We start from the raw sequence: 21,388 nt of genomic DNA, 5'->3' as shown, positions 1-21,388 counted from the left end.
TCCCACAGGTTTAGCGTTAACCTGTAGGGGCGTGGCTTGCCCGTGGTGCTTTCAGATGAGGAAAAAACACATGCGTGTCTGGATCGATGCCGACGCCTGCCCCCGGGCAGCCAAGGACCTGGTGGTGAAGTTCGCCCTCAAGCGTCAGTTCGAAGTGGTGCTGGTGGCCGGGCAGCCGCAGATCAAGCCGAGCCTGGCGCTGGTCAAATTGATCGTGGTGCCCAGTGGTCCGGATGCGGCCGATGATTACCTGGTGGAGCACGCGGTTCCCGGTGAGCTGGTGATCTGCAGCGATGTGCCGCTGGCCGACCGTCTGGTCAAGAAAGGTGTGGCTGCGCTGGATCCGCGGGGCAAGGAATTCGATGCGCAGAACATGGGAGACCGGCTCGCGGTGCGCAACCTGTTCACCGATTTGCGCGAACAGGGGCAAATGAGCGGGGGGCCGGCGCCGTTTGGCGAGCGGGAAAAACAGGCGTTTGCCAATGCGCTGGACCGAATTCTTACCCGGCTATCACGCAAGCCTTGAGAACTGCATTGAACCCCTGTGGGAGCTGGCTTTCCAGCGATAGCGATCTAACGCCCAGCATCTATGTTGAATCGGCGGGCGCCATCGCTGGCAAGCCAGCTCCTACAGTGTATGTGTGTCAGGCATCATTTTCGTGGGTCAGTTCTAGCACGCGGTCGACCAGTTTGTTGATCCCGGTTGCGGCCTCGCTGATGCTTTGCGCCAGCATGTACGCCGGAGTGCTGACCAGCTTGCGTGCCTTGTCTTCGACAATGTCACTGACCGCGCAGTCGGTGTGAGTCGCGCCCATTTTGTTCATTGCGGCGGCCGTGTCAGTGTCGTTGCCGATGGTGCAGGTCACGCCGGGGCCGTAGATTTTTGCCGCCAGGGCCGGCGAGATGCACATCAGCCCGACCGGTTTGCCGGCCTCGGCAAAGGCTTCGGTCAAAGCCAGGACATCGGGTTGTACGCTACAGGCGGCGCCTTCGCTGGCGAAGTTGGAAAGATTCTTGGCCGAACCGAAACCTCCGGGCACGATCAGGGCGTCGAAGTCTTCGACGTTCGCGTCACGGATATCCTTGACGTTGCCCCGGGCGATGCGCGCCGATTCCACCAGCACGTTGCGCGACTCGGGCATCTGCTCGCCGGTCAGGTGATTGATCACATGCATCTGTGCGATGTCCGGTGCAAAACACTGCACCTGAGCACCGCGTTGGTCCAGACGCAGCAAGGTGATGACGCTCTCGTGGAGCTCGGCGCCGTCGTACACGCCACAACCGGAAAGGATCACTGCAACTTTTTTGCTCATGGGCTTTTCTCCAGATTCATGGCGCTAAATGTCCACTAATTTGTCACTCGTTGCCATAGGGTAAATTCGCGGCTACACATACGATCAGCCCTCTGGAATCCGATCGGGACGCATCATGGACTTCATTCTGTATGCGGTGCCGTTTTTCTTCGTGCTGATCGCCATCGAATTGCTGGCTGACCGTTGGCGCGGAGTGCGCAACTATCGGCTCGCGGACTCGATCAACAGCATCAGTGCCGGCGTGCTGTCGACCACCACTGGCCTGCTGACCAAGGGTGTGGGACTGCTGACCTACGGGTTTGCGCTCAAGCACCTGGCACTGTTCGAGCTGTCGGTCGACAGTGTCTGGGTCTGGCTGTTCGCCTTCGTGTTTTACGACTTCTGTTATTACTGGCTGCACCGCATGGGGCATGAGCGCAACATCCTCTGGGCCGCCCATTCGGTGCACCACCAGAGCGAGGACTACAACCTCTCCACGGCGTTGCGCCAGACCAGCAGCGGTTTTCTGCTGAGCTGGATTTTCTATCTGCCGATGGCGGTGTTCGGTGTGCCTTTGCTGGTGTTCGTCAGTGTCGCGGCGCTGAACCTGCTGTACCAGTTCTGGGTGCACACCCGGCACATTCCCAAGCTCGGCTGGTTCGAGTGGTTTTTCGTCACACCTTCCAATCATCGGGCCCACCATGCACAGAACGCTCTCTACATGGATCGCAACTACGGCGGTGTGTTCATTATTTGGGACCGTCTGTTTGGGTCATTCCAGGAAGAAGACGACAACGAGCCGGTTGTTTTTGGCGTGACCACGCCACTGGCGAGCTGGAACCCGCTGTGGGCGAACGTACAGTTCTACGTGCAGTTAGGGGCGGACGCACGACGTGCCGAGCGCTTGTGGGACAAGCTGCGAATCTGGTTCATGCGCACCGGCTGGCGGCCGGCGGACGTCGCTGCCAAATACCCGATGAGCAAGCCGGACCTGAGTCAGTTCCGCAAATTCGAGGTGGCGCTGGACCCCAGGCAGCAGCTTTATGTCTTGCTGCAGTTCTGCGTCTACATCGCTCTTGGCAGCTATGTTATGAATCTGCAGGCGCACTTGCCGACGGCCGCCCTGGTGCTGGGCTGGGGAGCTGTGGCATGGGGATTGTTCGTGCTGGGTGTGGCGCTGGAGAATCGCCCCTGGGCGTTGAAGCTGGAACTGCTGCGGCTGGCGTCGAACGTGCCGCTGATGTGGCTGGCGCCGCTGGTCGGGCTGTGGCCGGCCAGCGTGGTGGGCTGGGTCGGCCTGCTCAGTTACAGCCTGGTGAGCGGTATCGGTCTCTACTGCTGCAGAAACCGCATCACTCGGTGGGCGTCGTAGGGCCGTCGACTTTGGTTTGTTTGGCCTTGAGGGCTTGTTCGTCGGCGTAGATCTTTCTGGCCAGACGGGCATTTTTGAAGCGACGACGCAGCCACAGCACCAGACCCAGTACCAGCAGCGCGCCGAGCACCCACAGCTCGTACTTCTTGACGCTGCCCAGCATGCCCTCGAGCACCGCGCCGAAGTGATAGGCGGCAGCGGCCAGCGCCGACGCCCAGATCGCCGCACCAATGCCGTTGAGCAGCAGATAGCGTCCCGGTGGATAGCCCGACAAGCCAATTGCTACCGGCATGACCGTGCGCAAGCCATAAACGAAGCGGAAACTCAGCACCCAAATGTCCGGGTGCCGGCGGATGTGCTCCAGCGCCCGGTCGCCCATCATTTGCCAGCGGGGTTTGCGTGCCAGCAATTTGCGCCCGTGCTTGCGTCCCAGGAAGTACCACAGCTGATCGCCGGCATAGCTGCCGAAGAAGGCCACGACCACCACCAGGTTGATGTCCATGTATCCACGGAACGCGAGGAAGCCCGCGAGTACCAGGATGGTTTCGCCTTCGAAGAACGTGCCGAGAAACAAGGCAAAATAGCCGAAGTCCTGCAGGAATTGTTGGAGCATTGTCTGGGTGCTGGCGAAATGAACGCGCAGCCTAACCCTTCGGACACATTCATGAAAGTGTCCAAATGTGTCTCGACGTGAACATTTCCTACAACGACAATGGAATGCGACTACCTGTCACATGGGTGCACATAACTGTAATACGTTAGTCATAATGGTCGCTTATAACTGTCACGCTCGCCCGTAAGCGCGGGCTCAGGAGTCTGCCGTGAGCTTTACCCCCGCCAACCGCTTGTTCCCTGCAACCCGCCTGCGCCGCAATCGTCGTGATGATTTTTCGCGTCGTCTGGTCCGTGAAAACGTTCTGACTGTCGATGACCTGATCCTGCCGGTGTTTGTGCTGGACGGTGAAAATCGTCGCGAAGCCGTGGCCTCGATGCCGGGCGTCGAACGTCTGACCATCGATCTGCTGCTCGAAGAAGCCGCGAAGTGGGTCGAGCTGGGGATTCCTGCGCTGGCGCTGTTCCCGGTCACGCCGACAGAGCTCAAGTCGCTGGACGCCGCAGAGGCCTGGAACCCTGAAGGTATTGCCCAGCGCGCCACCCGTGCCCTGCGTGCCCGCTTCCCCGAGCTGGGAGTGATCACCGACGTCGCCCTGGACCCATTTACCACCCACGGTCAGGACGGCATCCTCGACGAAGAAGGCTACGTGCAGAACGACATCACCGTCGACGCGCTGGTCAGGCAAGCCCTGTCCCACGCTGAGGCAGGCGCGCAGGTAGTGGCGCCGTCGGACATGATGGACGGCCGCATCCAGGCTATCCGCGAGGCGCTTGAAGTGGCCGGTCATGTAAACGTGCGCATCATGGCCTACTCGGCGAAGTACGCCAGTGCCTATTATGGGCCGTTCCGTGACGCCGTCGGCTCTGCGCTGAACCTGGGCAAGGCCAACAAGGCCTCCTATCAGATGGACCCGGCCAACAGCAACGAAGCCCTGCACGAAGTGGCGGCGGACTTGTCAGAAGGCGCAGACATGGTCATGGTCAAGCCAGGCATGCCGTATCTGGACATCCTCTGCCGGGTCAAAGAAGAATTCAAAGTGCCGACTTTTGTTTACCAGGTCAGCGGCGAGTACGCCATGCACATGGCGGCGATCCAGAATGGCTGGTTGAGCGAAGGGGTTATCCTCGAATCCCTGACCGCTTTTAAACGTGCAGGCGCTGATGGCATCCTGACGTACTTTGCCGTTCGCGCAGCTCAATTGTTACGAGAGCAGAAATAGCCCTCCCAGGAACATTCAATGAATACCGAAGGACTCACTGAAGTTGCCGTAAAAGACGCTCAACCCGTGGTCGAGCAAATTGCCGAAACCCCGCCGGAACTGGAGCCTGCTCCACCCGCGGTAGTGGTCGAGGCCGCCCCGGCGGCGCCGGCCATTGCCATTCCCGGCCTGGATGACAGCAGCTTGTACATCCATCGCGAGCTGTCGCAACTGCAGTTCAATATCCGCGTGCTGGAACAGGCGCTGGATGAGTCCTACCCGTTGCTGGAACGGCTGAAGTTTCTGCTGATCTTCTCCAGCAACCTCGACGAGTTCTTCGAGATTCGCGTCGCCGGCCTGAAGAAACAGATCACCTTCGCCCGGGAACAGGCGGGCGCTGATGGCCTGCAACCGCACCAAGCCCTGGCCCGCATCAGCGAACTGGTGCACGGTCACGTTGACCGCCAGTACGCGATCCTCAACGACATTCTGTTGCCGGAACTGGAAAAACATCAGGTCCGCTTCATTCGTCGCCGCCATTGGAACGCCAAGCTCAAGACCTGGGTCCGTCGTTACTTCCGCGACGAGATCGCGCCGATCATCACCCCGATCGGTCTCGACCCGACGCACCCGTTCCCGTTGCTGGTGAACAAGAGTCTCAACTTCATCGTCGAGCTCGAAGGCATCGACGCCTTCGGTCGCGACTCCGGTCTGGCGATCATTCCAGCGCCGCGCTTGCTGCCGCGGATCATCAAGGTGCCGGAAGAAGTCGGCGGCGCCGGCGATAACTACGTGTTCCTGTCGTCGATGATCCATGCCCATGCCGATGACCTGTTCCAGGGCATGAAGGTCAAGGGCTGCTACCAGTTCCGTCTGACCCGTAACGCCGACCTGGCGCTGGATTCGGAAGACGTAGAGGACCTGGCCCGCGCCCTGCGTGGTGAGCTTTTCTCCCGTCGATACGGCGACGCGGTGCGTCTTGAAGTCGCCGATACGTGCCCGAAACACCTGTCCGACTACCTGCTCAAGCAGTTCAACCTGAGCGAGACCGAGCTGTATCAGGTCAACGGTCCGGTGAACCTGACGCGCCTGTTCAGCATCACCGGTCTGGACAGCCAGCGTGAGCTGCAATACCTGCCGTTCACCCCGCAGATCCCGAAACTGCTGCAAAACAGCGAGAACATTTTCAGCGTGATCAGCAAGCAGGACATCCTGCTGCTGCACCCGTTCGAGTCGTTCACCCCGGTGGTCGACCTGCTGCGCCAGGCGGCCAAGGATCCGCACGTTCTGGCCGTGCGCCAGACGCTGTACCGCTCTGGCGCCAACTCGGAAATCGTCGATGCCCTGGTGGATGCGGCGCGTAACGGCAAGGAAGTCACGGCGGTGATCGAGCTGCGCGCGCGGTTCGACGAAGAGTCCAACCTGCAGCTGGCCAGCCGTCTGCAAGCGGCCGGTGCGGTGGTGATCTATGGCGTGGTCGGCTTCAAGACCCACGCCAAGATGATGCTGATCCTGCGGCGCGAGGCCGGCGAAATCGTGCGTTATGCGCACCTGGGCACCGGTAACTACCATGCCGGCAATGCTCGCCTGTATACCGACTACAGCCTGTTGACCTCCGACGACGCGCTGTGCGAAGACGTCGGAAAACTTTTCAGTCAATTGATCGGCATGGGTAAAACCCTGCGCATGAAGAAGCTCCTGCATGCGCCGTTCACCCTGAAGAAGGGCATGCTCGACATGATTGCCCGGGAAACCCAGTTCGCCGTCGATGGCAAGCCGGCGCACATCATTGCCAAGTTCAACTCGCTGACCGATCCGAAGATCATCCGCGCCTTGTACAAGGCCAGTCAGTCAGGTGTGCGCATCGATCTTGTGGTACGCGGCATGTGCTGCCTGCGGCCGGGCATTGCCGGGGTTTCGCACAACATCCACGTGCGCTCGATCATCGGTCGCTTCCTGGAGCACACGCGGGTCTTCTACTTCCTCAACGGTGGCGATGAACAGATGTTCCTGTCCAGTGCCGACTGGATGGAGCGCAACCTCGACAAGCGTGTCGAGACTTGCTTCCCGGTGGAAGGCAAGAAGCTGATCATGCGGGTCAAGAAAGAGTTGGAGCTGTATCTCACCGATAACACCCACAGCTGGAGCCTGCAGTCGGACGGCCGGTACATCCGCAACACACCGACAGGCAATCAGAATCCACGCAGCGCCCAGGCGACGTTGCTGGAGCGGTTGGGCAGCCCGATTCTGACGGTGCGGTAACGGCAGTCGGCGGGTGAAAAAAGGGCGATCCATGTGGATCGCCCTTTTTTTGTTTCAGCGCCGCTCTCTGTAGGAGCGAGCCTGTTCGCGATGATCGTCAACGATGACGCTGGCAACCTGACGCCCCGCGGTGCTCTCAGGTTCATCGCGAGCCTGCTCGCTCCTACGGGGGGCGAATCAGCGAGCGGTCAGGACGATGTCGACCCGAGTCAGCCATTGCGCTTCGATTTCGAAGTCGGCCTGGGTCAACTGGTTTTCGTTCAGCCAATTTTCCGGAAACACGACTTCCAGTTGGTTACCCTTGGCCTTCAGAGCCACTTGGGGCATTTGCTGGGTACCACGGATGTGGTGGAACAGGATCGCAAAGCGCAGCAACACGCACAGACGGATCAGCTTGATGCCGTCATGGCCGAAGTCGGCAAACTTGTCCTTGGGAATGTTGCGTCGATGGCCGCGCACCAGTAGCGCGAGCATCAGTTGGTCTTCCCGGGAGAAACCGGCCAGATCGGAGTGTTCGATCAGGTAGGCACCATGCTTATGGTACTGATAGTGAGCGATGTCCAGGCCCACCTCATGGACCTTGGCCGCCCAGCCGAGCAGCTCGCGCCAGACGCCGTCTTCCAGATCCCAGTCCTCGGCCACCTGGTCGAAGGCATGCAGGGCCTTGCGCTCGACCCGTGCTGCCTGTTCCAGATCAACGTGGTAGCGCTCCATCAGCGAAGTGAGGGTACGTTCGCGCACGTCTTCGTGATGGTGGCGACCGAGCAGGTCATAGAGCACGCCTTCGCGCAGGGCGCCTTCGCAGTGGTCCATGCGTTGCAGCTCGAGGGAGTCGAAAATCGCTTCGAGAATGGCCAGGCCTGCGGGGAAAATCGTCCGGCGATCCGGCTTGATGCCTTCGAAGTCGATCTTTTCGACATCGCCAAGCTTCATCAGCTTGCGCTTGAGCCAGGCCAGGCCTTCGGCATTGACCTCGCCGGACCCCTGGCCGCCGGCCTTCAGGGCCAGGCCGATGGCGCGAATGGTACCCGAGGAACCGATGGCTTCGTCCCAGGTCAGGCGGTGCAGCGCGTGCTCGATGCTCATGATCTCCAGTCGCGCCGCGGTGTACGCCTGGGCGTAACGGGCCGGGGTGATCTTGCCGTCCTTGAAGTAACGCTGGGTGAAGCTCACGCAGCCCATTTGCAGGCTTTCGCGCAGCAGCGGTTCGAAGCGCTGGCCGATGATGAACTCGGTACTGCCGCCGCCGATGTCGGCCACCAGGCGCTTGCCCGGAGTGTCCGCAAGGGTGTGGGACACGCCAAGGTAGATCAGGCGCGCTTCTTCACGACCGGAGATGACTTCCACCGGGTGGCCGAGAATTTCTTCGGCGCGGCGGATGAATTCGCTGCGGTTGCGGGCTTCGCGAAGGGCATTGGTGCCAACGATCCGCACGGAACCAGTGGGCATACCGTTGATCAGTTGGGCGAAGCGCTTGAGGCAGTCGAGCCCGCGCTGCATGGATTCTTCGTTGAGGTGACGTTCTTCGTCGATACCGGCAGCCAGCTGCACCTTCTCCCCGAGACGCTCGAGAATACGGATTTCACCATTCTGGGCCTTGGCCACGACCATGTGAAAGCTGTTGGAGCCCAAGTCGATTGCGGCGATCAGGGACAGATTCTTGGCTTTGGATTGCGGCATGGTCAGGGGGTCTCGGTCGATTACCTCGCCATCGTGCCACGATCAAAGGCTGGCGCCAACGCGAAGTGTTCAAAGCTTTGATTCAGCACACCCCCTCCCTGCAAAATCCCGGCATGCAGGGACATGAGCTATACCAAAACTCATGGAACACCATAGCAAGAGTCAATCATCTGCACCTTCCTGAACACGGGAAGGGCAGCTATGATGGGCCACGTTTTTTTGCTTACAACCTGGAGAATTCCATGAGCAGCGATCTTATCAAACACGTTAGCGATGCCAGCTTCGAGGCTGACGTACTCAAGGCCGAGGGCGCTGTACTGGTCGACTACTGGGCTGAATGGTGCGGCCCTTGCAAAATGATCGCTCCGGTTCTGGACGAAATTGCCGAGACTTACAAAGGCAAGCTGACCGTCGCCAAGCTGAACATCGACGAAAACCAGGAAACCCCTGCCAAGCATGGCGTTCGTGGTATTCCTACGTTGATGCTGTTCAAGAACGGCAACGTTGAAGCGACCAAGGTTGGTGCTCTTTCGAAGTCGCAACTGGCTGCTTTCCTCGACGCCAACATCTAAGCGTCAACAAGGCGTCAGTCAAAGGCCCCGCAAATAGCGGGGCTTTTTCGTTATTGAGGGCTAGACGCTCCTAAACTCAGGTGGTACATTCGGCCCCGCACTGGTTTCTCCATTGCCCCCTGCTAGCCGTCGCCGACGCACTCCTTTTCGAATAAGTACGCGATCCTGTCGCCTTCTCCGCGGCGCGGCCTCATTAAGCCAAAAGCTTAATTTCCCCCCTCCATAAATGATTACGTCATTCCTATATGAATCTGACTGAACTCAAGCAAAAGCCGATTACCGAACTGCTCGAATTGGCCGAACAGATGGGCATAGAAAATATGGCCCGTTCGCGCAAGCAGGACGTGATTTTCTCCCTGCTCAAAAAGCACGCGAAAAGCGGTGAGGAAATCTCCGGTGATGGCGTGCTGGAGATTCTCCAGGACGGCTTCGGCTTCCTGCGCTCCGCTGACGCTTCCTACCTGGCCGGCCCGGACGATATCTACGTCTCGCCAAGCCAGATCCGCCGTTTCAACTTGCGCACCGGTGACACCATCGTTGGCAAGATCCGCCCTCCGAAGGAAGGCGAGCGGTATTTCGCCCTGCTCAAGGTCGACACGATCAACTTCGATCGTCCGGAAAATGCGAAAAACAAGATTCTCTTCGAGAACCTGACCCCGCTGTTCCCGACCGTGCGCATGAAGATGGAAGCCGGTAACGGTTCCACCGAAGACTTGACCGGTCGTGTCATCGACCTGTGCGCCCCGATCGGTAAAGGCCAGCGCGGTCTGATCGTTGCACCGCCGAAAGCCGGTAAAACGATCATGCTGCAGAACATCGCGGCCAACATTGCGCGTAACAACCCTGAAGTTCACCTGATCGTGCTGCTGATCGACGAACGTCCGGAAGAAGTGACCGAAATGCAGCGCACCGTGCGCGGCGAAGTGGTTGCCTCGACGTTCGACGAGCCGCCAACCCGCCACGTGCAGGTTGCCGAAATGGTGATCGAGAAGGCCAAGCGCCTGGTCGAACACAAAAAAGACGTGGTGATCCTGCTCGACTCCATCACCCGTCTGGCCCGTGCCTACAACACCGTGATCCCGAGCTCCGGCAAGGTGCTGACCGGTGGTGTCGATGCCCACGCCCTGGAGAAACCGAAACGTTTCTTCGGCGCCGCGCGGAACATCGAAGAAGGCGGCTCGCTGACCATCATCGCCACCGCGCTGGTTGAAACCGGCTCGAAGATGGACGAAGTGATCTACGAGGAATTCAAAGGCACCGGCAACATGGAGCTGCCTCTGGATCGCCGCATTGCTGAAAAGCGCGTGTTCCCGGCCATCAACATCAACCGTTCCGGCACCCGCCGCGAAGAGTTGCTGACCGCCGACGACGAGTTGCAGCGCATGTGGATCCTGCGCAAGCTGCTGCATCCGATGGACGAAATCGCTGCCATCGAGTTCCTGGTCGACAAGTTGAAAACGACCAAGACCAACGATGAGTTCTTCCTGTCGATGAAGCGCAAGTAACATCGCGGGTTGAATCCGAAAATGGCGTCCTTTTGGGGCGCCATTTTTTTTGTCTGTTTTTTGTCCGGGCCATGGGAGGTTCCGGATCTGGTAAGGTCTGTGACCTGGTAAAACATCAAGCAGCGCAGGTGACCGTCTCTGAGTCGGGCGTGCCGCTGTACAAAAAACAACCAACGTATTGGCATTAAAGATTTATGAGCACACTTGCTTATCGAAGGGATATCGACGGCTTGCGGGCAGTCGCGGTAATTGCCGTGGTGCTGTTCCATTTTGGCGTCCCGGGTTTTACCGGTGGTTTTGTCGGCGTAGACGTATTCTTCGTAATCTCCGGCTACCTCATCACTTCGATCATCTGGAACCAGCGCCAGGCCGGGCGTTTCAGCTTTGTCGATTTCTGGGCGCGGCGCGCGCGACGGATCCTGCCTGCACTGTTTGCCATGATCATCGCGGTGCTGGCGCTGGGCTGGTTCCTGCTCGCCCCCAAGGATTACGAAGAGCTGGGGCGCTCGGTGCGCTATCAGGTAATGTTCGTATCGAACATCCTGTTCATGCGCCAGGATGGTTATTTCGACGTTGCCTCTGACCTCAAGCCGCTGCTGCACACCTGGTCGCTGGCAGTGGAAGAGCAGTTCTACATCATCTTTCCATTATTGCTGACGCTGCTGTCCAGTCGCTTGAAACACTGGCGCATGGCGCTGTTCGGTGTGCTGCTGGTTTCTTTCGGCCTGAGTGTGTGGGCGGTCAATCACCATCCGGAGAAAGCGTTCTTTCTGCTGCCGATGCGCGCCTGGGAGTTGCTGGCCGGTGCGATGCTGGCTGTCGCGCCAAAACATGGTTGGCGGCTTAAGCCGATGGCGGCGCAGGCGCTTAGCCTGCTCGGCATGGCACTGATCCTGTTGGCAGTGTTCGGCTACGACAAGACCACGCCGTTTCCGGGTGCTGCCGCGCTGCTGCCGACCCTCGGTGTCATCGCGCTGATTCTGGCCAACGGTCATCGCCAGACCTGGGTGGGACAATTGTTGAGCACTCGGGTGATGGTCGGCTTCGGCCTGATCTCCTACTCCTGGTATCTGTGGCACTGGCCGGTGTTCGTGTTCTCCAGCTACGCCAGTGTCGATCAGCCGAGTGCGATCGACAGCGCCGGATTGATTTTGTTGACGCTGGTGCTCGGTTATCTGTCCTGGAAGCTCATCGAGACCCCGTTTCGCGAACGTCGCCTGCTCGCCGGGCGCCGGCAAATTCTGCTTGCCGGAGCTTTTGGCGTGGTGGTGCTGGGGCTGGCCGGGCAAACCCTGCGCTGGACCGATGGCTTGCCGTGGCGCTTGTCCGATCAGGCCCTGCAGTATGCCAAGGGCCGCGAATGGCGGCCGGAGCTGATGGCGTGCCTGGCGGACGACAAAACGCCTGATGACAAACTCTTTTGTCACTACGGCGCGGAAAATACTCAGACCCGGGCGCTGGTCTGGGGTGACAGTCATGCCACGGCGCTGATCCCGGTGTTCGATGACGGTGCCACCGCCCATGACGTCAGTGTGATCCTTGCCAGCTCTCCCGGCTGCGTGCCAGTGGAGGGATTGGAGCACGATGCACGTTGCGCGCGGTTCAACCAGCGCATCGAGCAGGCCCTGAAGTCGCAGACCGTTAGTGATGTAGTGCTTGTCGCGCGCTGGAGCCTGTACCTCTATGGCGACGTCAGAGGTGATCTGGGCCACGCGCTGAAAAAGTCCGACGGTCATTACGACCGTGCTGTTGCCGAACAGCGTCTGGCCGAAGGTTTGCGGGCGCGGGTGATGCAATTGCGCGCCGGCGGTCACCGCGTGTGGTTGGTGAAAGAGGCGCCGTTGCAGGCTTTCAGCCCGCCTTATCGACTCACGCGCCTGGCAATGCTCGATCGCCCGGTGGATGACGTCGGGCTGGCGGTTGGCGAACACCAAAAGCGTCAGGCGTTCATCAGTCAGTTGTTCGCACAACTGGCGCAAGACCCGGCGGTACGGGTGGTCGATCCGGCGCCACGACTGTGTGGTGAAAGCGGGCTGTGCCGCGCCGAACTCGGCGGTTATTCGCTGTACACCGACGATAATCACCTCTCGGAAGTCGGTGCGCGGTTGGTGGCGCCGATCCTCGAGCCGCTGTTTGTCGATCTGCAAGCCACGCAAAAGCTGAAAAAAGGCCCGGTGAATGCAGCCAAGTGAAGCGTGACGGGCTGCCAGCGGGCGGCATAGCAGGTAGGATGTACGCCTATTTTGAGGGTGCCATCGTCAATGAAATTCAAGGATCTTCGGGATTTCGTGCAGCAGCTTGAGCAGCGCGGAGAGTTGAAACGCATCCAGATTCCCGTTTCGCCGGTGCTGGAGATGACCGAGGTCTGTGACCGCACGCTGCGGGCCAAGGGCCCGGCGCTGCTGTTCGAGAAACCGACCGGTTACGACATCCCGGTGCTCGGCAACCTGTTCGGCACCCCCGAGCGGGTGGCCATGGGCATGGGCGCCGAATCTGTCAGCGAGCTTCGCGAAATCGGCAAGCTGCTGGCATTCCTCAAGGAGCCGGAGCCGCCCAAAGGCCTGAAGGATGCCTGGTCGAAGCTACCGATCTTCCGCAAGATCATTTCGATGGCGCCGAAAGTCGTCAAGGACGCGGTGTGCCAGGAAGTCGTGATCGAAGGCGACGACGTCGATCTGGCCATGCTGCCGGTGCAGACCTGCTGGCCTGGCGATGTCGGCCCGCTGATCACCTGGGGCCTGACCGTCACCAAAGGCCCGAACAAGGACCGGCAGAACCTCGGCATCTATCGTCAGCAAGTGATTGGCCGTAACAAGGTCATCATGCGCTGGCTGAGCCATCGTGGTGGCGCGCTGGATTTCCGTGAGTGGTGCGAAAAGCATCCAGGCCAGCCGTTCCCGGTGTCCGTGGCATTGGGCGCGGATCCTGCGACTATTCTCGGCGCGGTCACCCCGGTTCCCGACAGCCTTTCCGAGTACGCCTTCGCCGGTCTGCTGCGTGGCAACCGTACCGAGCTGGTGAAGTGCCGTGGCAACGACCTGCAAGTGCCGGCCACTGCCGAAATTATCCTTGAGGGCGTGATCCATCCGGGCGAAATGGCTGATGAAGGTCCATACGGCGACCACACCGGCTATTACAACGAAGTCGACAGCTTCCCGGTGTTCACGGTCGAACGTATCACCCACCGGATCAAGCCGATCTACCACAGCACCTACACCGGCCGGCCGCCAGATGAGCCGGCGATTCTCGGGGTGGCGCTGAACGAAGTGTTCGTGCCGATCCTGCAGAAGCAGTTTCCGGAAATCACCGATTTCTACCTGCCGCCCGAGGGCTGCTCGTACCGCATGGCCATCGTGACCATGAAGAAGTCGTATCCCGGCCACGCCAAGCGGGTAATGCTGGGTGTCTGGTCGTTTTTGCGACAGTTCATGTACACCAAGTTCGTTATCGTCACCGACGACGATATCAATGCCCGGGACTGGAACGATGTGATCTGGGCCATCACCACGCGCATGGACCCCAAGCGCGACACGGTGATGATCGACAATACGCCGATCGATTACCTCGACTTCGCCTCGCCGGTTTCCGGCCTGGGTTCGAAGATGGGGCTCGATGCCACGCATAAATGGCCGGGCGAAACCACTCGCGAGTGGGGTCGGGTGATCGTCAAGGACGACGCCGTGACCCAACGGATCGATGCCATCTGGAATCAGTTAGGAATAGATTGATGCGTGTAACCTTGCAGCCCTCCGGAGCGGTGCTAGAGATTCTGCCCGGCGAGCGGATTCTCGATGGTGCGCGGCGCCTGGGCTATGAATGCCCGCAAAGCTGCCGCAACGGCAATTGCCACGTGTGCGCTGCGTTGCTGGTGGAAGGCCGTGTCGAACAAGCCGGCAATGTGCGTGACCATGGCGAGTTCTACACTTGCATAGCAGAGCCGCTGGAAGACTGCATCGTGCTGTGGGATGGCGTGCTCGCGCTGGGAGAACTGCCGGTGCGCACCCTGTCGTGTCAGGTCATTGAGTGCAAGGACGTGGGGGGCGATACCTGGCGCGTGCGTTTGCGGACGCCTGCTGGCAAACCGCCGCGCTATCACGCCGGTCAGTATCTGATGATCCAGCGCGAGAGCGGCGAGAAGTCGGCATTTTCCCTGGCCTCTGCACCACACGCCGGGCGCGACCTGGAAATCCATGTGCTGGCGCGCGAAACCAGTGCGTTGAACCTGATCGAGCAGCTCAGGCGCAACACCACGGTGCGGGTCGAGTTGCCGTTCGGCGATACCCATCTGGCAGAACTGCCGGACGGTCCGCTGGTGCTGATCGCCGCAGGTACCGGCATGGGCCAGATCCATAGCCTGATCGAACACTGCCGGGCCTCCGGTTTCAAGCATCCGGTGCATCTGTATTGGGGTGTGCGTCGTCCCGAAGATTTTTATCAGATCGAACACTGGAATGAATGGCTGAAGCTACCCAACCTGTTCCTGCATAAAGTCGTCAGCGATCAATGCGGCTGGGAAGGGCGTTGCGGCATGTTGCATGAAGCGGTCTGCGAAGACTTCCCTGATCTCAAGCCCCTGCATGTGTACGCCAGCGGGTCACCGGCCATGGTCTACGGCACGCTGGATGCGCTGGTCGAAGCGGGGATGGACGCCCACCAGATGCGCGCCGACGTATTTGCGTATGCGCCGCGATCTTGATCCGCGATCTTGATCCGCGCTCCTGATGCTGCCACTCCACCCTGTAGGAGCGAGCATGCTCGCGATGGACTCAAGAACACCGCGGGGAACCAGCCGCCCCGCATAATCGTTGACGACCATCGCGAGCATGCTCGCTCCTACAGGGTTATAACTCCATATATAGCTTATCGGTATTTATAAAATCATATAAATACCGGTAGGTTATATATCTTGCAGGCAATTAGAAAAATTTGTGCCATGGCACTCAAATTGCCTTAAAACATATGTGCCTTATTGTTACAGCGGTGCGTTCTATTAAGTAATTCTTCACCCGCGGGGAGCTGAACGCTATTCGCCATGAGCGCCATTGAATCTGCTTTTCTGAATATGGCTTATCCTCCGCGGCTCGATCTGGGGCCGCAGCTGACTCACGAACAATTGCTCGGTTCGATGCATTCGACCATGGCGCGCCACAAGGGCGGTCCGGTCTGGCTGTTCGCTTACGGATCCCTGATCTGGCGCCCTGAATGCACGGCGGTGGAGCGGGTTCGCGGACGGGTGCATGGTTATCATCGCGGCCTGTACCTGTGGTCCCACGAACATCGCGGCACCCCGGAAATGCCCGGCCTGGTGTTTGGCCTGGATCGTGGCGGTTCTTGCAGCGGTTTCGCCTATCGCCTGCCCGAAGAGCAGCTCGAAGCCTCGCTCTACGCGTTGTGGCAGCGCGAGATGCCGTTCCCGTCCTATCGTCCGCACTGGCTCAACTGCCGGCTTGAAGACGGAAGTCAGGTTCAGGCCCTGGGCTTTGTGCTGGAGCGGCACCTGCCCAGCTATGCCGGCAACCTGCCGGACCATGTGCTCAGCCACGTGTTCGAAAACGCTTGCGGACGTTACGGCACCACTCGCGATTATGTCGAGCAGACCGCCCACGCCCTGCGCAGCCACGCCATGCCAGACCGGAATTTGGAGGCGCGGCTCAAGCGTTGTAAATCAAAGGCTGATCAGGCGAGTGCTCGCCACCTTGATACTGGCTCTGGACTGTCTGCGACCCTACCGTCCAGGTAACCGGTTGTAGGAAGCGTTACCCATTTCGTTAAGACGACCCCTAGCCAAGGGATGTAGGTCAGTTCTTTGGGAAATGTCCTGCGTTTTTACAGGAAGTTGTGGTCTTCAGCTCGATGCCATCGCTCTTTAACCTTTTGTCCTGCCGCCAGGCCTGGTGTGCAGTGACTAAAGGAGAGGAGAAATGCGGTGGCTTGTGGGCGTGTTTTTATGGGTGATGGCGCTGGATGTCCGGGCCGGGGAGGTGTTTCTGATCCCCGAGTACAATCCCAAGCCGTTATATCCTGTGGAGCTTCATCGGGCTGGCATAACGGGCAAGCTGCAAGTCAGCCTGACGGTGCATGCCGATGGCTCTGTCAGTAAGGTTGCTGTTATGGAAGACGCTCATCCAGACCTCAGCGAAGCATCCGTGACAGCGGTTAGCCAATGGCGATTCAAGCCCTGGGAAATCACCAGCGACCATCCCGCAGAAATCGCCGTAATCGCGCCAATAGATTTCCGTTTGGATAGCCAGCTGCCGTTTCACGCCAACAAGCAGCTGGCGAAGTTGAAGTGCGCAAGTATCGCCCGTGCAGCATCGGGCACTCCAGTTGCCACCTGGGTGGACCTGCCAGTGTTCGATTGGACCCGCAGTTACCTGACCTACTCGCTATCACCAGCGCAGTTGCCAGACGAAGAGCGTCTGGAGCTGATCAACACGCTCAACGCGAGCGTCCCTTCGATTGTCAGGCGCTGCAAGTCCTATCCGGCGAGCCGCTATGTGCGGTTTCTTCCGGAGGAGATCCGGGTGTTGCTTTAACTTGAATCGACTCACGTCGCCCTCGGTGCAAGGGCGGCGCGGGTAGAGTGGGGCAACATCATTGTCGAGTGCTCTGTGTGAGCATGGGGCATTGATTTTGTTTCGTGATTAACCCGGGTTGTTTTGGAACATGACGTAGAGAGGGGCTGAGCCTGAGTTGGGAGGGAAGACAACTACGTAGTCGTCGAATTTTACGTCAGAGGGATTGGCGAATGTCTGAATCGCTGGAATGCTGCGTGAAATGATGGTGCTGCGATATCTCTTCGAGGTATCGAGCGGACGGCGTTCAGAAATCCAGATCAAGGTGATTGCCGCATCGTCTTCGCTAGTGAATTTGTAAGTGCCTGTATGAGATGCGCTCACAGCTCTTCTGACCTTGACACTTGACTCGATAAGCTTGCCATCCGTTGTTGCAAGATGGACGGCCGACATCATATCGCCAAGCTCAAAGGCTTTTCCAGATCCAAGTCTGAATGGAAGGCTTACTTCACCCTTAGCCTCAGCGACGCTTTGCCAGTCCACGGGTTCATTGAATCCTAATTCGGAAAGCGGAACACTCAATGCGTAGCGCTCGGAATAGCCCAGCTTCATATGGAAACTGAGAATGTCCACATACTTGCCTATGACGTGACTTCCCTGAGTAGTGGCCAGCCGGCTGAAGCGCGCAACCGCGTTGAGCGTTGCCTCTTGTAAAGCCTGCAAGATGCTCTCGAAGGAGGCCATTGCTCCTGCGGCGACCGTCATAACAACTGGCCCTTCAGCAGCGCGGGAGAAGGGTACGTAATAGACGCCAGGGGTATCGACGAACGCTTTACTGTTTTCGGTCTCCGGGGGAATCTCACCCGGTTGTTGCTCCTTGAAGCCGGGCAGCTTCTTGTAAGCGCGAAACCCCTTTAGTGTTGCCAATACGTTTTCAGGTGATGACTCTTCGTCAAAGTCGTCCATGTAGAAAAGCAGGTCCGCTCCCATCGGATGTTGACAGATGGTATCGAAGTGCGAAACAAGTTTGTCGTGTTCATGTTCCGAAACATCCACGGACCATATTTTTTTTATGAAATTCAGGAATTCATGTTCAGTGTAGTCTTGGATTGCTTGTTTAAGTTCCATTTATTTGACTTCCATATTGATACTTCGACGTCGTAGATCACTGCCTTGCCCACGCTGGAATGGGCAAGGTTATTTTGTTAGTCGTGATCTTTGTCGATTAGGGTAAAGACCAGCGTTTTTACCTGCATGGTGGCGGTGTACTGAAAAACGACCTTCACATTTGGGTGTTTTTCAGGATCGAGGCGGTACGCTTCCCAACCCCCTGTTTGGCCCATGGGTTGTGGCATTTTAATTGGTCCTTTGGCTTCAAATGGCATGCCAAGGATAGTGTGCACATCGGATTGATTCATTCCTGCTGAATACGGTTCTGGCAGTTCACCTTTGTATTCAGTAGTTGATGGCGTGGATTTCAATAGTGTAACGAATAGTGCTTCGAAACGCTTTGTCTTCCCCAGAAAACTCAAGCTTATACCTGTCTCCGGCTCTAGGTAGAGTAGATCCCTTCCGGGATACAACTCTATCAACGGCTGGTTTTGAATTATCTCGCGAGCGATTAATGCATCATGGCGTTGGCCAAGGTTTTCTATCCAGATTTCAATTTTTGAATTGCTCATTAATACCACCCTTGTTCCATATGGAGCTCATGCAATTGCGCGCGGGCCGACTCGATGTCGATCTCGCTAAATTCGTGTTCGAGCAGTCCCTGCTTGATCGCGTCAACATTTTTATCTACAGCGATGCGAAGATTGGCTGCGTCTTCCGCTTGCTTGGAACTACTATTTCGCCCCCCATATGTTTCGCTAAATTTTTGATGGATATGGGAAGGAATTGCAATACTTGGTGCCCTGTGGAGATAGTCTCTCAATTCGCGGGGGTCTGTGTCCGGGAATGAGCTCAAAATGTATCTCTCAAGGGCTTTCCTGGAAGAAATATGGTCTATATCCAATCCATCTTTGATGCTACGCCTACTCAAATCATCATAGGTACCCACCTCCAGCGGTCTTACCGGTATCTCGATGTACAGGACGTACTGCGGCGGCAACCCAGGATCCGTCGGCAACCAGAGAATACCGGTGGCGGCTTCAGCTACGTCAATAGCGGGAAATGTTTCATTCTGTGGGGGCAGGGGTGTGGCCGTTTCTCCGGGATAAGCTGGAATGCGTGCAGGCGCCCCCGGCAGAGACGTCGGGCCGAGGAGCTCGGTGCCAGGGGGGGTGAGTGGCGTCCAGTTTGGTGGATTTGAAACCGTGCCTGCTGCGTTTGCACTGAACACCTGTCGTGCTGCATCAAACGCTTTGGTTACCGGGCTCCCAGGAAGCGACCAGGTCGAATCAAAAGAAGCGACGTCGGTTGTACCAGGCAGCCCTTTTGGGGTAACTATCCCCATTTCATCGAAGTTATATGTGTCTCTAGCCGCTGTTGGTAGTTCGAGATAGCGCAGATCAAATTTTCTGGAATCGGCCACCCAATCGCTCTTTTTGGCGATCGGGGCATACCCTTTTTCCATTCTGTTAGCATTGAGGTCGTAGAGCGTTCGGCTCAGGTCGGTATCTTTCGCCGTCGTTTTCCAGAAATCTTTTTTAAATTCGTCAGCAGATGAGAATTGCAGCCCTCGTAACTGGTCTGCCAATTGCGCTGGAATGGCGGCTGCAGTGCTTTGTTGAGTCAATCCGCGCAGATCATCTGTCGTCGGCTGACCACTACCGCTCGCCACTTCGGGATGGCCCCATGGTGTATTGAAGGCAACGTAGAGGGGGGGCAGCCCCAAATGTTGGGGAAACACTATCAGGCGGTCATTGAAGCGCGTGTCTGCTCCAGTCGGAATGGTCTCCACAGGTGGCTGACCAGAAGCCATGACCAGTCCTGAATAGCCCGCGGGTGGTGCGCTGACTGGTGTTTCTTGTGCAGTTCCAGTGAGCCGCAAAGTGATCGGGGAAAAACCTTCGCCGATGATCTGAATACTGTTTGTCAGCGGGTCGAGTAGGCCGGCAACGACCTTGACCGCATTGGGCACAATGTTTCCATCGGTTTTCGCAACGAGAACTTTCGTTTCCGCTGCTTGGGTTTCGACGCGGATTCGATAATCGAGATCCACTGTACCGCTTTCATCGGCGACTTTGCGCAAGTCCAGGTGAGCCGGCAATTCCATCATTTCTGCTGGAACGCTCAGGGCTTTGATCGCAAGATCCCGCTGAGCCGCGGTCAACTGAGCGTCGCCCAGTACAGGGGAGTAAGTCATTGCAGTAATGAAGGTGCCCGCTATTTGCCCTGTTCTGAGCCTCGCAATCCTGAGCAACTCTGCCATGGCATCGCCGAGGGCAACGTCCAGCGCCGCTTCGAGAAACGTTGGGCTCAAAAGAGCCGAGGTAGTCATTAATAGAGGTCGTGATGCCGCAAGCGCTGCGGGGGCACTTACGGTATTGGTTGTTCTTATAGCTTGCAGGCGTCGCTGTTCGTTGTGCTTTCGAAACGCTTTTACGTCGGCTTTTTGAGCCTTTATTAACTCTCTTTGTTTTCGGTTTTCTCGCTCCCACTGTTCCTGGCGCGCACGCCATTCGTCTACGAATTGGCTGTTCTTAACAGAAAGTGCATACGATTGGTCGGACAATCTGCGGATTACTTCAGTGAGCGTCTGTGCTGCTTGTGCGGCGTCGTATGAGGAAGCCCAGGACTGGTGAGCATTTGCTGTGCTACCAAGTTCTTGAAGTCTATTCAGGTAATCCTGGGTCGTTTTGTTCAGCGCTGAGTCACCAAAGAATTCATTGGCTCTGGCAGTTTGTGCTTGAAGTTCGTTTTTTTTCACGGTCAACAAGTGATCAACACTTGCTTTGTCTTTAAGTATGGCAAAACTGCCGGGTGCCTCGCGATCAACCCTGACTAAGGGATGTATATTGTTTAACTCGGCTTGAATCACTTGGTCCAGAACGGTGCGACGAGATAAGTGTTCAGCATCAAGTGCGTTGCGAAAGGATTCATATTGAAGGGTTTGTGTTGCAATTGTTTGTTGGTGAACGGCGACGGCAGCTTCACGCCGCTGCTGCTCCAAGGCCCTAATTCGCTTTGCTCGTCTGCGGCGCCCGGCACTTCCACTACCCAAAAAACCTCCGCCTCCGCCTATGGTGAAGAAGCCATTACTTTGGGTGGTGTGTGCAATGTTTCCATGAACTATGTTTACTGATCCGTTATCCATACAGTCACTCCTTGTCTGTATGGGACAGAGTGATCTCTAGGGTGTCGTCTACTGTGTTACATATTTATCGTTTTTAAGGAAGTAAACTTAATTATGTTACAGGTTTTATTTGCGCAAC

At 57.7% G+C, this 21,388-nt stretch carries 17 protein-coding genes; 11 read left to right on the top strand and 6 right to left on the bottom strand.

Annotation, left to right across the window (positions count from 1 at the left end; all coding sequences use genetic code 11):
• Positions 1-70 precede the first annotated feature (70 nt).
• Positions 71-526, top strand: coding sequence for a YaiI/YqxD family protein (locus tag ASE98_RS17075; RefSeq protein WP_060542510.1), 456 nt, complete (start codon positions 71-73; stop codon positions 524-526).
• A gap of 118 nt (positions 527-644) precedes the next feature.
• Here the strand turns inward: ASE98_RS17075 and elbB are convergent, their stop codons facing one another.
• A complete protein-coding gene (elbB, locus tag ASE98_RS17070) occupies positions 645-1,313 on the bottom strand; it encodes an isoprenoid biosynthesis glyoxalase ElbB (protein WP_060542509.1) in 669 nt (222 codons plus the stop codon).
• Positions 1,314-1,428: 115 nt separating this feature from the next.
• Here elbB and ASE98_RS17065 point away from each other — a divergent pair, with 115 nt between their 5' ends.
• Positions 1,429-2,664, top strand: a complete 1,236-nt coding sequence (locus tag ASE98_RS17065) for a sterol desaturase family protein (RefSeq protein ID WP_060542508.1) — start codon at positions 1,429-1,431, stop codon at positions 2,662-2,664.
• On the opposite strand, the gene ASE98_RS17060 is transcribed toward ASE98_RS17065, so the two are convergent.
• Entirely contained in the window at positions 2,645-3,277 is a 633-nt protein-coding gene (locus ASE98_RS17060; RefSeq protein ID WP_060542507.1) for a DedA family protein, read from the bottom strand. The genes ASE98_RS17065 and ASE98_RS17060 overlap by 20 nt on opposite strands.
• 208 nt (positions 3,278-3,485) lie before the next feature.
• Here ASE98_RS17060 and hemB point away from each other — a divergent pair, with 208 nt between their 5' ends.
• Entirely contained in the window at positions 3,486-4,499 is a 1,014-nt protein-coding gene (gene hemB, locus ASE98_RS17055; RefSeq protein WP_060542506.1) for a porphobilinogen synthase, read from the top strand.
• 18 nt (positions 4,500-4,517) lie between these two features.
• Positions 4,518-6,740, top strand: a complete 2,223-nt coding sequence (gene ppk1 / locus ASE98_RS17050) for a polyphosphate kinase 1 (RefSeq protein ID WP_060542505.1) — start codon at positions 4,518-4,520, stop codon at positions 6,738-6,740.
• A gap of 177 nt (positions 6,741-6,917) precedes the next feature.
• Here ppk1 and ppx read toward each other — a convergent pair whose 3' ends face one another.
• Positions 6,918-8,420: an exopolyphosphatase gene (ppx, locus tag ASE98_RS17045; protein ID WP_060542504.1), complete on the bottom strand. Its 1,503-nt coding sequence runs from the start codon at positions 8,418-8,420 to the stop codon at positions 6,918-6,920.
• A 242-nt stretch (positions 8,421-8,662) separates the two neighbouring features.
• Between ppx and trxA the strand changes: the two genes are divergently transcribed.
• From trxA to ASE98_RS17010, 7 genes are all read left to right on the top strand, one after another.
• Positions 8,663-8,992, top strand: coding sequence for a thioredoxin TrxA (gene trxA / locus ASE98_RS17040; protein WP_003206727.1), 330 nt, complete (start codon positions 8,663-8,665; stop codon positions 8,990-8,992).
• A gap of 245 nt (positions 8,993-9,237) precedes the next feature.
• Positions 9,238-10,497, top strand: coding sequence for a transcription termination factor Rho (rho, locus tag ASE98_RS17035; protein WP_057712815.1), 1,260 nt, complete (start codon positions 9,238-9,240; stop codon positions 10,495-10,497).
• 194 nt (positions 10,498-10,691) lie between these two features.
• Positions 10,692-12,689, top strand: coding sequence for an acyltransferase family protein (locus ASE98_RS17030; protein ID WP_060542503.1), 1,998 nt, complete (start codon positions 10,692-10,694; stop codon positions 12,687-12,689).
• 69 nt (positions 12,690-12,758) lie between these two features.
• Entirely contained in the window at positions 12,759-14,225 is a 1,467-nt protein-coding gene (gene ubiD, locus ASE98_RS17025) for a 4-hydroxy-3-polyprenylbenzoate decarboxylase (protein ID WP_060542502.1), read from the top strand.
• Positions 14,225-15,193 carry a CDP-6-deoxy-delta-3,4-glucoseen reductase gene (locus ASE98_RS17020; protein ID WP_060542501.1) on the top strand — a complete coding sequence of 323 codons (969 nt, stop codon included), beginning with the start codon at positions 14,225-14,227 and terminating at the stop codon, positions 15,191-15,193. The genes ubiD and ASE98_RS17020 overlap by 1 nt, the downstream gene beginning before the upstream one ends.
• Before the next feature lie 336 nt (positions 15,194-15,529).
• Positions 15,530-16,237: a gamma-glutamylcyclotransferase gene (locus ASE98_RS17015; protein ID WP_060542500.1), complete on the top strand. Its 708-nt coding sequence runs from the start codon at positions 15,530-15,532 to the stop codon at positions 16,235-16,237.
• Between the two features lie 181 nt (positions 16,238-16,418).
• Positions 16,419-17,033: an energy transducer TonB gene (locus ASE98_RS17010; protein WP_060542499.1), complete on the top strand. Its 615-nt coding sequence runs from the start codon at positions 16,419-16,421 to the stop codon at positions 17,031-17,033.
• 108 nt (positions 17,034-17,141) lie between these two features.
• Here the strand turns inward: ASE98_RS17010 and ASE98_RS26850 are convergent, their stop codons facing one another.
• From ASE98_RS26850 to ASE98_RS16995, 3 genes are all read right to left on the bottom strand, one after another.
• The gene (locus ASE98_RS26850; RefSeq protein ID WP_162237402.1) at positions 17,142-18,140 is read right to left on the bottom strand and encodes a bacteriocin immunity protein; all 999 of its coding nucleotides are present in this window, start codon (positions 18,138-18,140) and stop codon (positions 17,142-17,144) included.
• A gap of 77 nt (positions 18,141-18,217) precedes the next feature.
• A complete protein-coding gene (locus ASE98_RS17000; RefSeq protein ID WP_060542498.1) occupies positions 18,218-18,694 on the bottom strand; it encodes a DUF6392 family protein in 477 nt (158 codons plus the stop codon).
• Positions 18,694-21,270 carry an S-type pyocin domain-containing protein gene (locus ASE98_RS16995; protein ID WP_082457571.1) on the bottom strand — a complete coding sequence of 859 codons (2,577 nt, stop codon included), beginning with the start codon at positions 21,268-21,270 and terminating at the stop codon, positions 18,694-18,696. Before ASE98_RS16995 ends, ASE98_RS17000 begins: the two co-directional genes overlap by 1 nt.
• Positions 21,271-21,388: the final 118 nt, after the last annotated feature.

The sequence above is a fragment of the Pseudomonas sp. Leaf48 genome (genome assembly GCF_001421885.1).
Taxonomy (GTDB): domain Bacteria; phylum Pseudomonadota; class Gammaproteobacteria; order Pseudomonadales; family Pseudomonadaceae; genus Aquipseudomonas.
The sequence above is the reverse complement of the archived record's forward strand: the minus strand, read 5'-3'. Positions and strand labels throughout refer to the sequence as shown.

Coding starts and splice junctions, on each gene's coding strand:
- ASE98_RS17075 (WP_060542510.1), top strand. CDS start 71: ATGCGTGTCTGGATCGATGCCGACGCCTGCCCCCGGGCAGCCAAGGAC.
- elbB (WP_060542509.1), bottom strand. CDS start 1,313: ATGAGCAAAAAAGTTGCAGTGATCCTTTCCGGTTGTGGCGTGTACGAC.
- ASE98_RS17065 (WP_060542508.1), top strand. CDS start 1,429: ATGGACTTCATTCTGTATGCGGTGCCGTTTTTCTTCGTGCTGATCGCC.
- ASE98_RS17060 (WP_060542507.1), bottom strand. CDS start 3,277: ATGCTCCAACAATTCCTGCAGGACTTCGGCTATTTTGCCTTGTTTCTC.
- ppk1 (WP_060542505.1), top strand. CDS start 4,518: ATGAATACCGAAGGACTCACTGAAGTTGCCGTAAAAGACGCTCAACCC.
- ppx (WP_060542504.1), bottom strand. CDS start 8,420: ATGCCGCAATCCAAAGCCAAGAATCTGTCCCTGATCGCCGCAATCGAC.
- trxA (WP_003206727.1), top strand. CDS start 8,663: ATGAGCAGCGATCTTATCAAACACGTTAGCGATGCCAGCTTCGAGGCT.
- rho (WP_057712815.1), top strand. CDS start 9,238: ATGAATCTGACTGAACTCAAGCAAAAGCCGATTACCGAACTGCTCGAA.
- ASE98_RS17030 (WP_060542503.1), top strand. CDS start 10,692: ATGAGCACACTTGCTTATCGAAGGGATATCGACGGCTTGCGGGCAGTC.
- ubiD (WP_060542502.1), top strand. CDS start 12,759: ATGAAATTCAAGGATCTTCGGGATTTCGTGCAGCAGCTTGAGCAGCGC.
- ASE98_RS17020 (WP_060542501.1), top strand. CDS start 14,225: ATGCGTGTAACCTTGCAGCCCTCCGGAGCGGTGCTAGAGATTCTGCCC.
- ASE98_RS17015 (WP_060542500.1), top strand. CDS start 15,530: ATGAGCGCCATTGAATCTGCTTTTCTGAATATGGCTTATCCTCCGCGG.
- ASE98_RS17010 (WP_060542499.1), top strand. CDS start 16,419: ATGCGGTGGCTTGTGGGCGTGTTTTTATGGGTGATGGCGCTGGATGTC.
- ASE98_RS26850 (WP_162237402.1), bottom strand. CDS start 18,140: ATGGAACTTAAACAAGCAATCCAAGACTACACTGAACATGAATTCCTG.
- ASE98_RS17000 (WP_060542498.1), bottom strand. CDS start 18,694: ATGAGCAATTCAAAAATTGAAATCTGGATAGAAAACCTTGGCCAACGC.
- ASE98_RS16995 (WP_082457571.1), bottom strand. CDS start 21,270: ATGGATAACGGATCAGTAAACATAGTTCATGGAAACATTGCACACACC.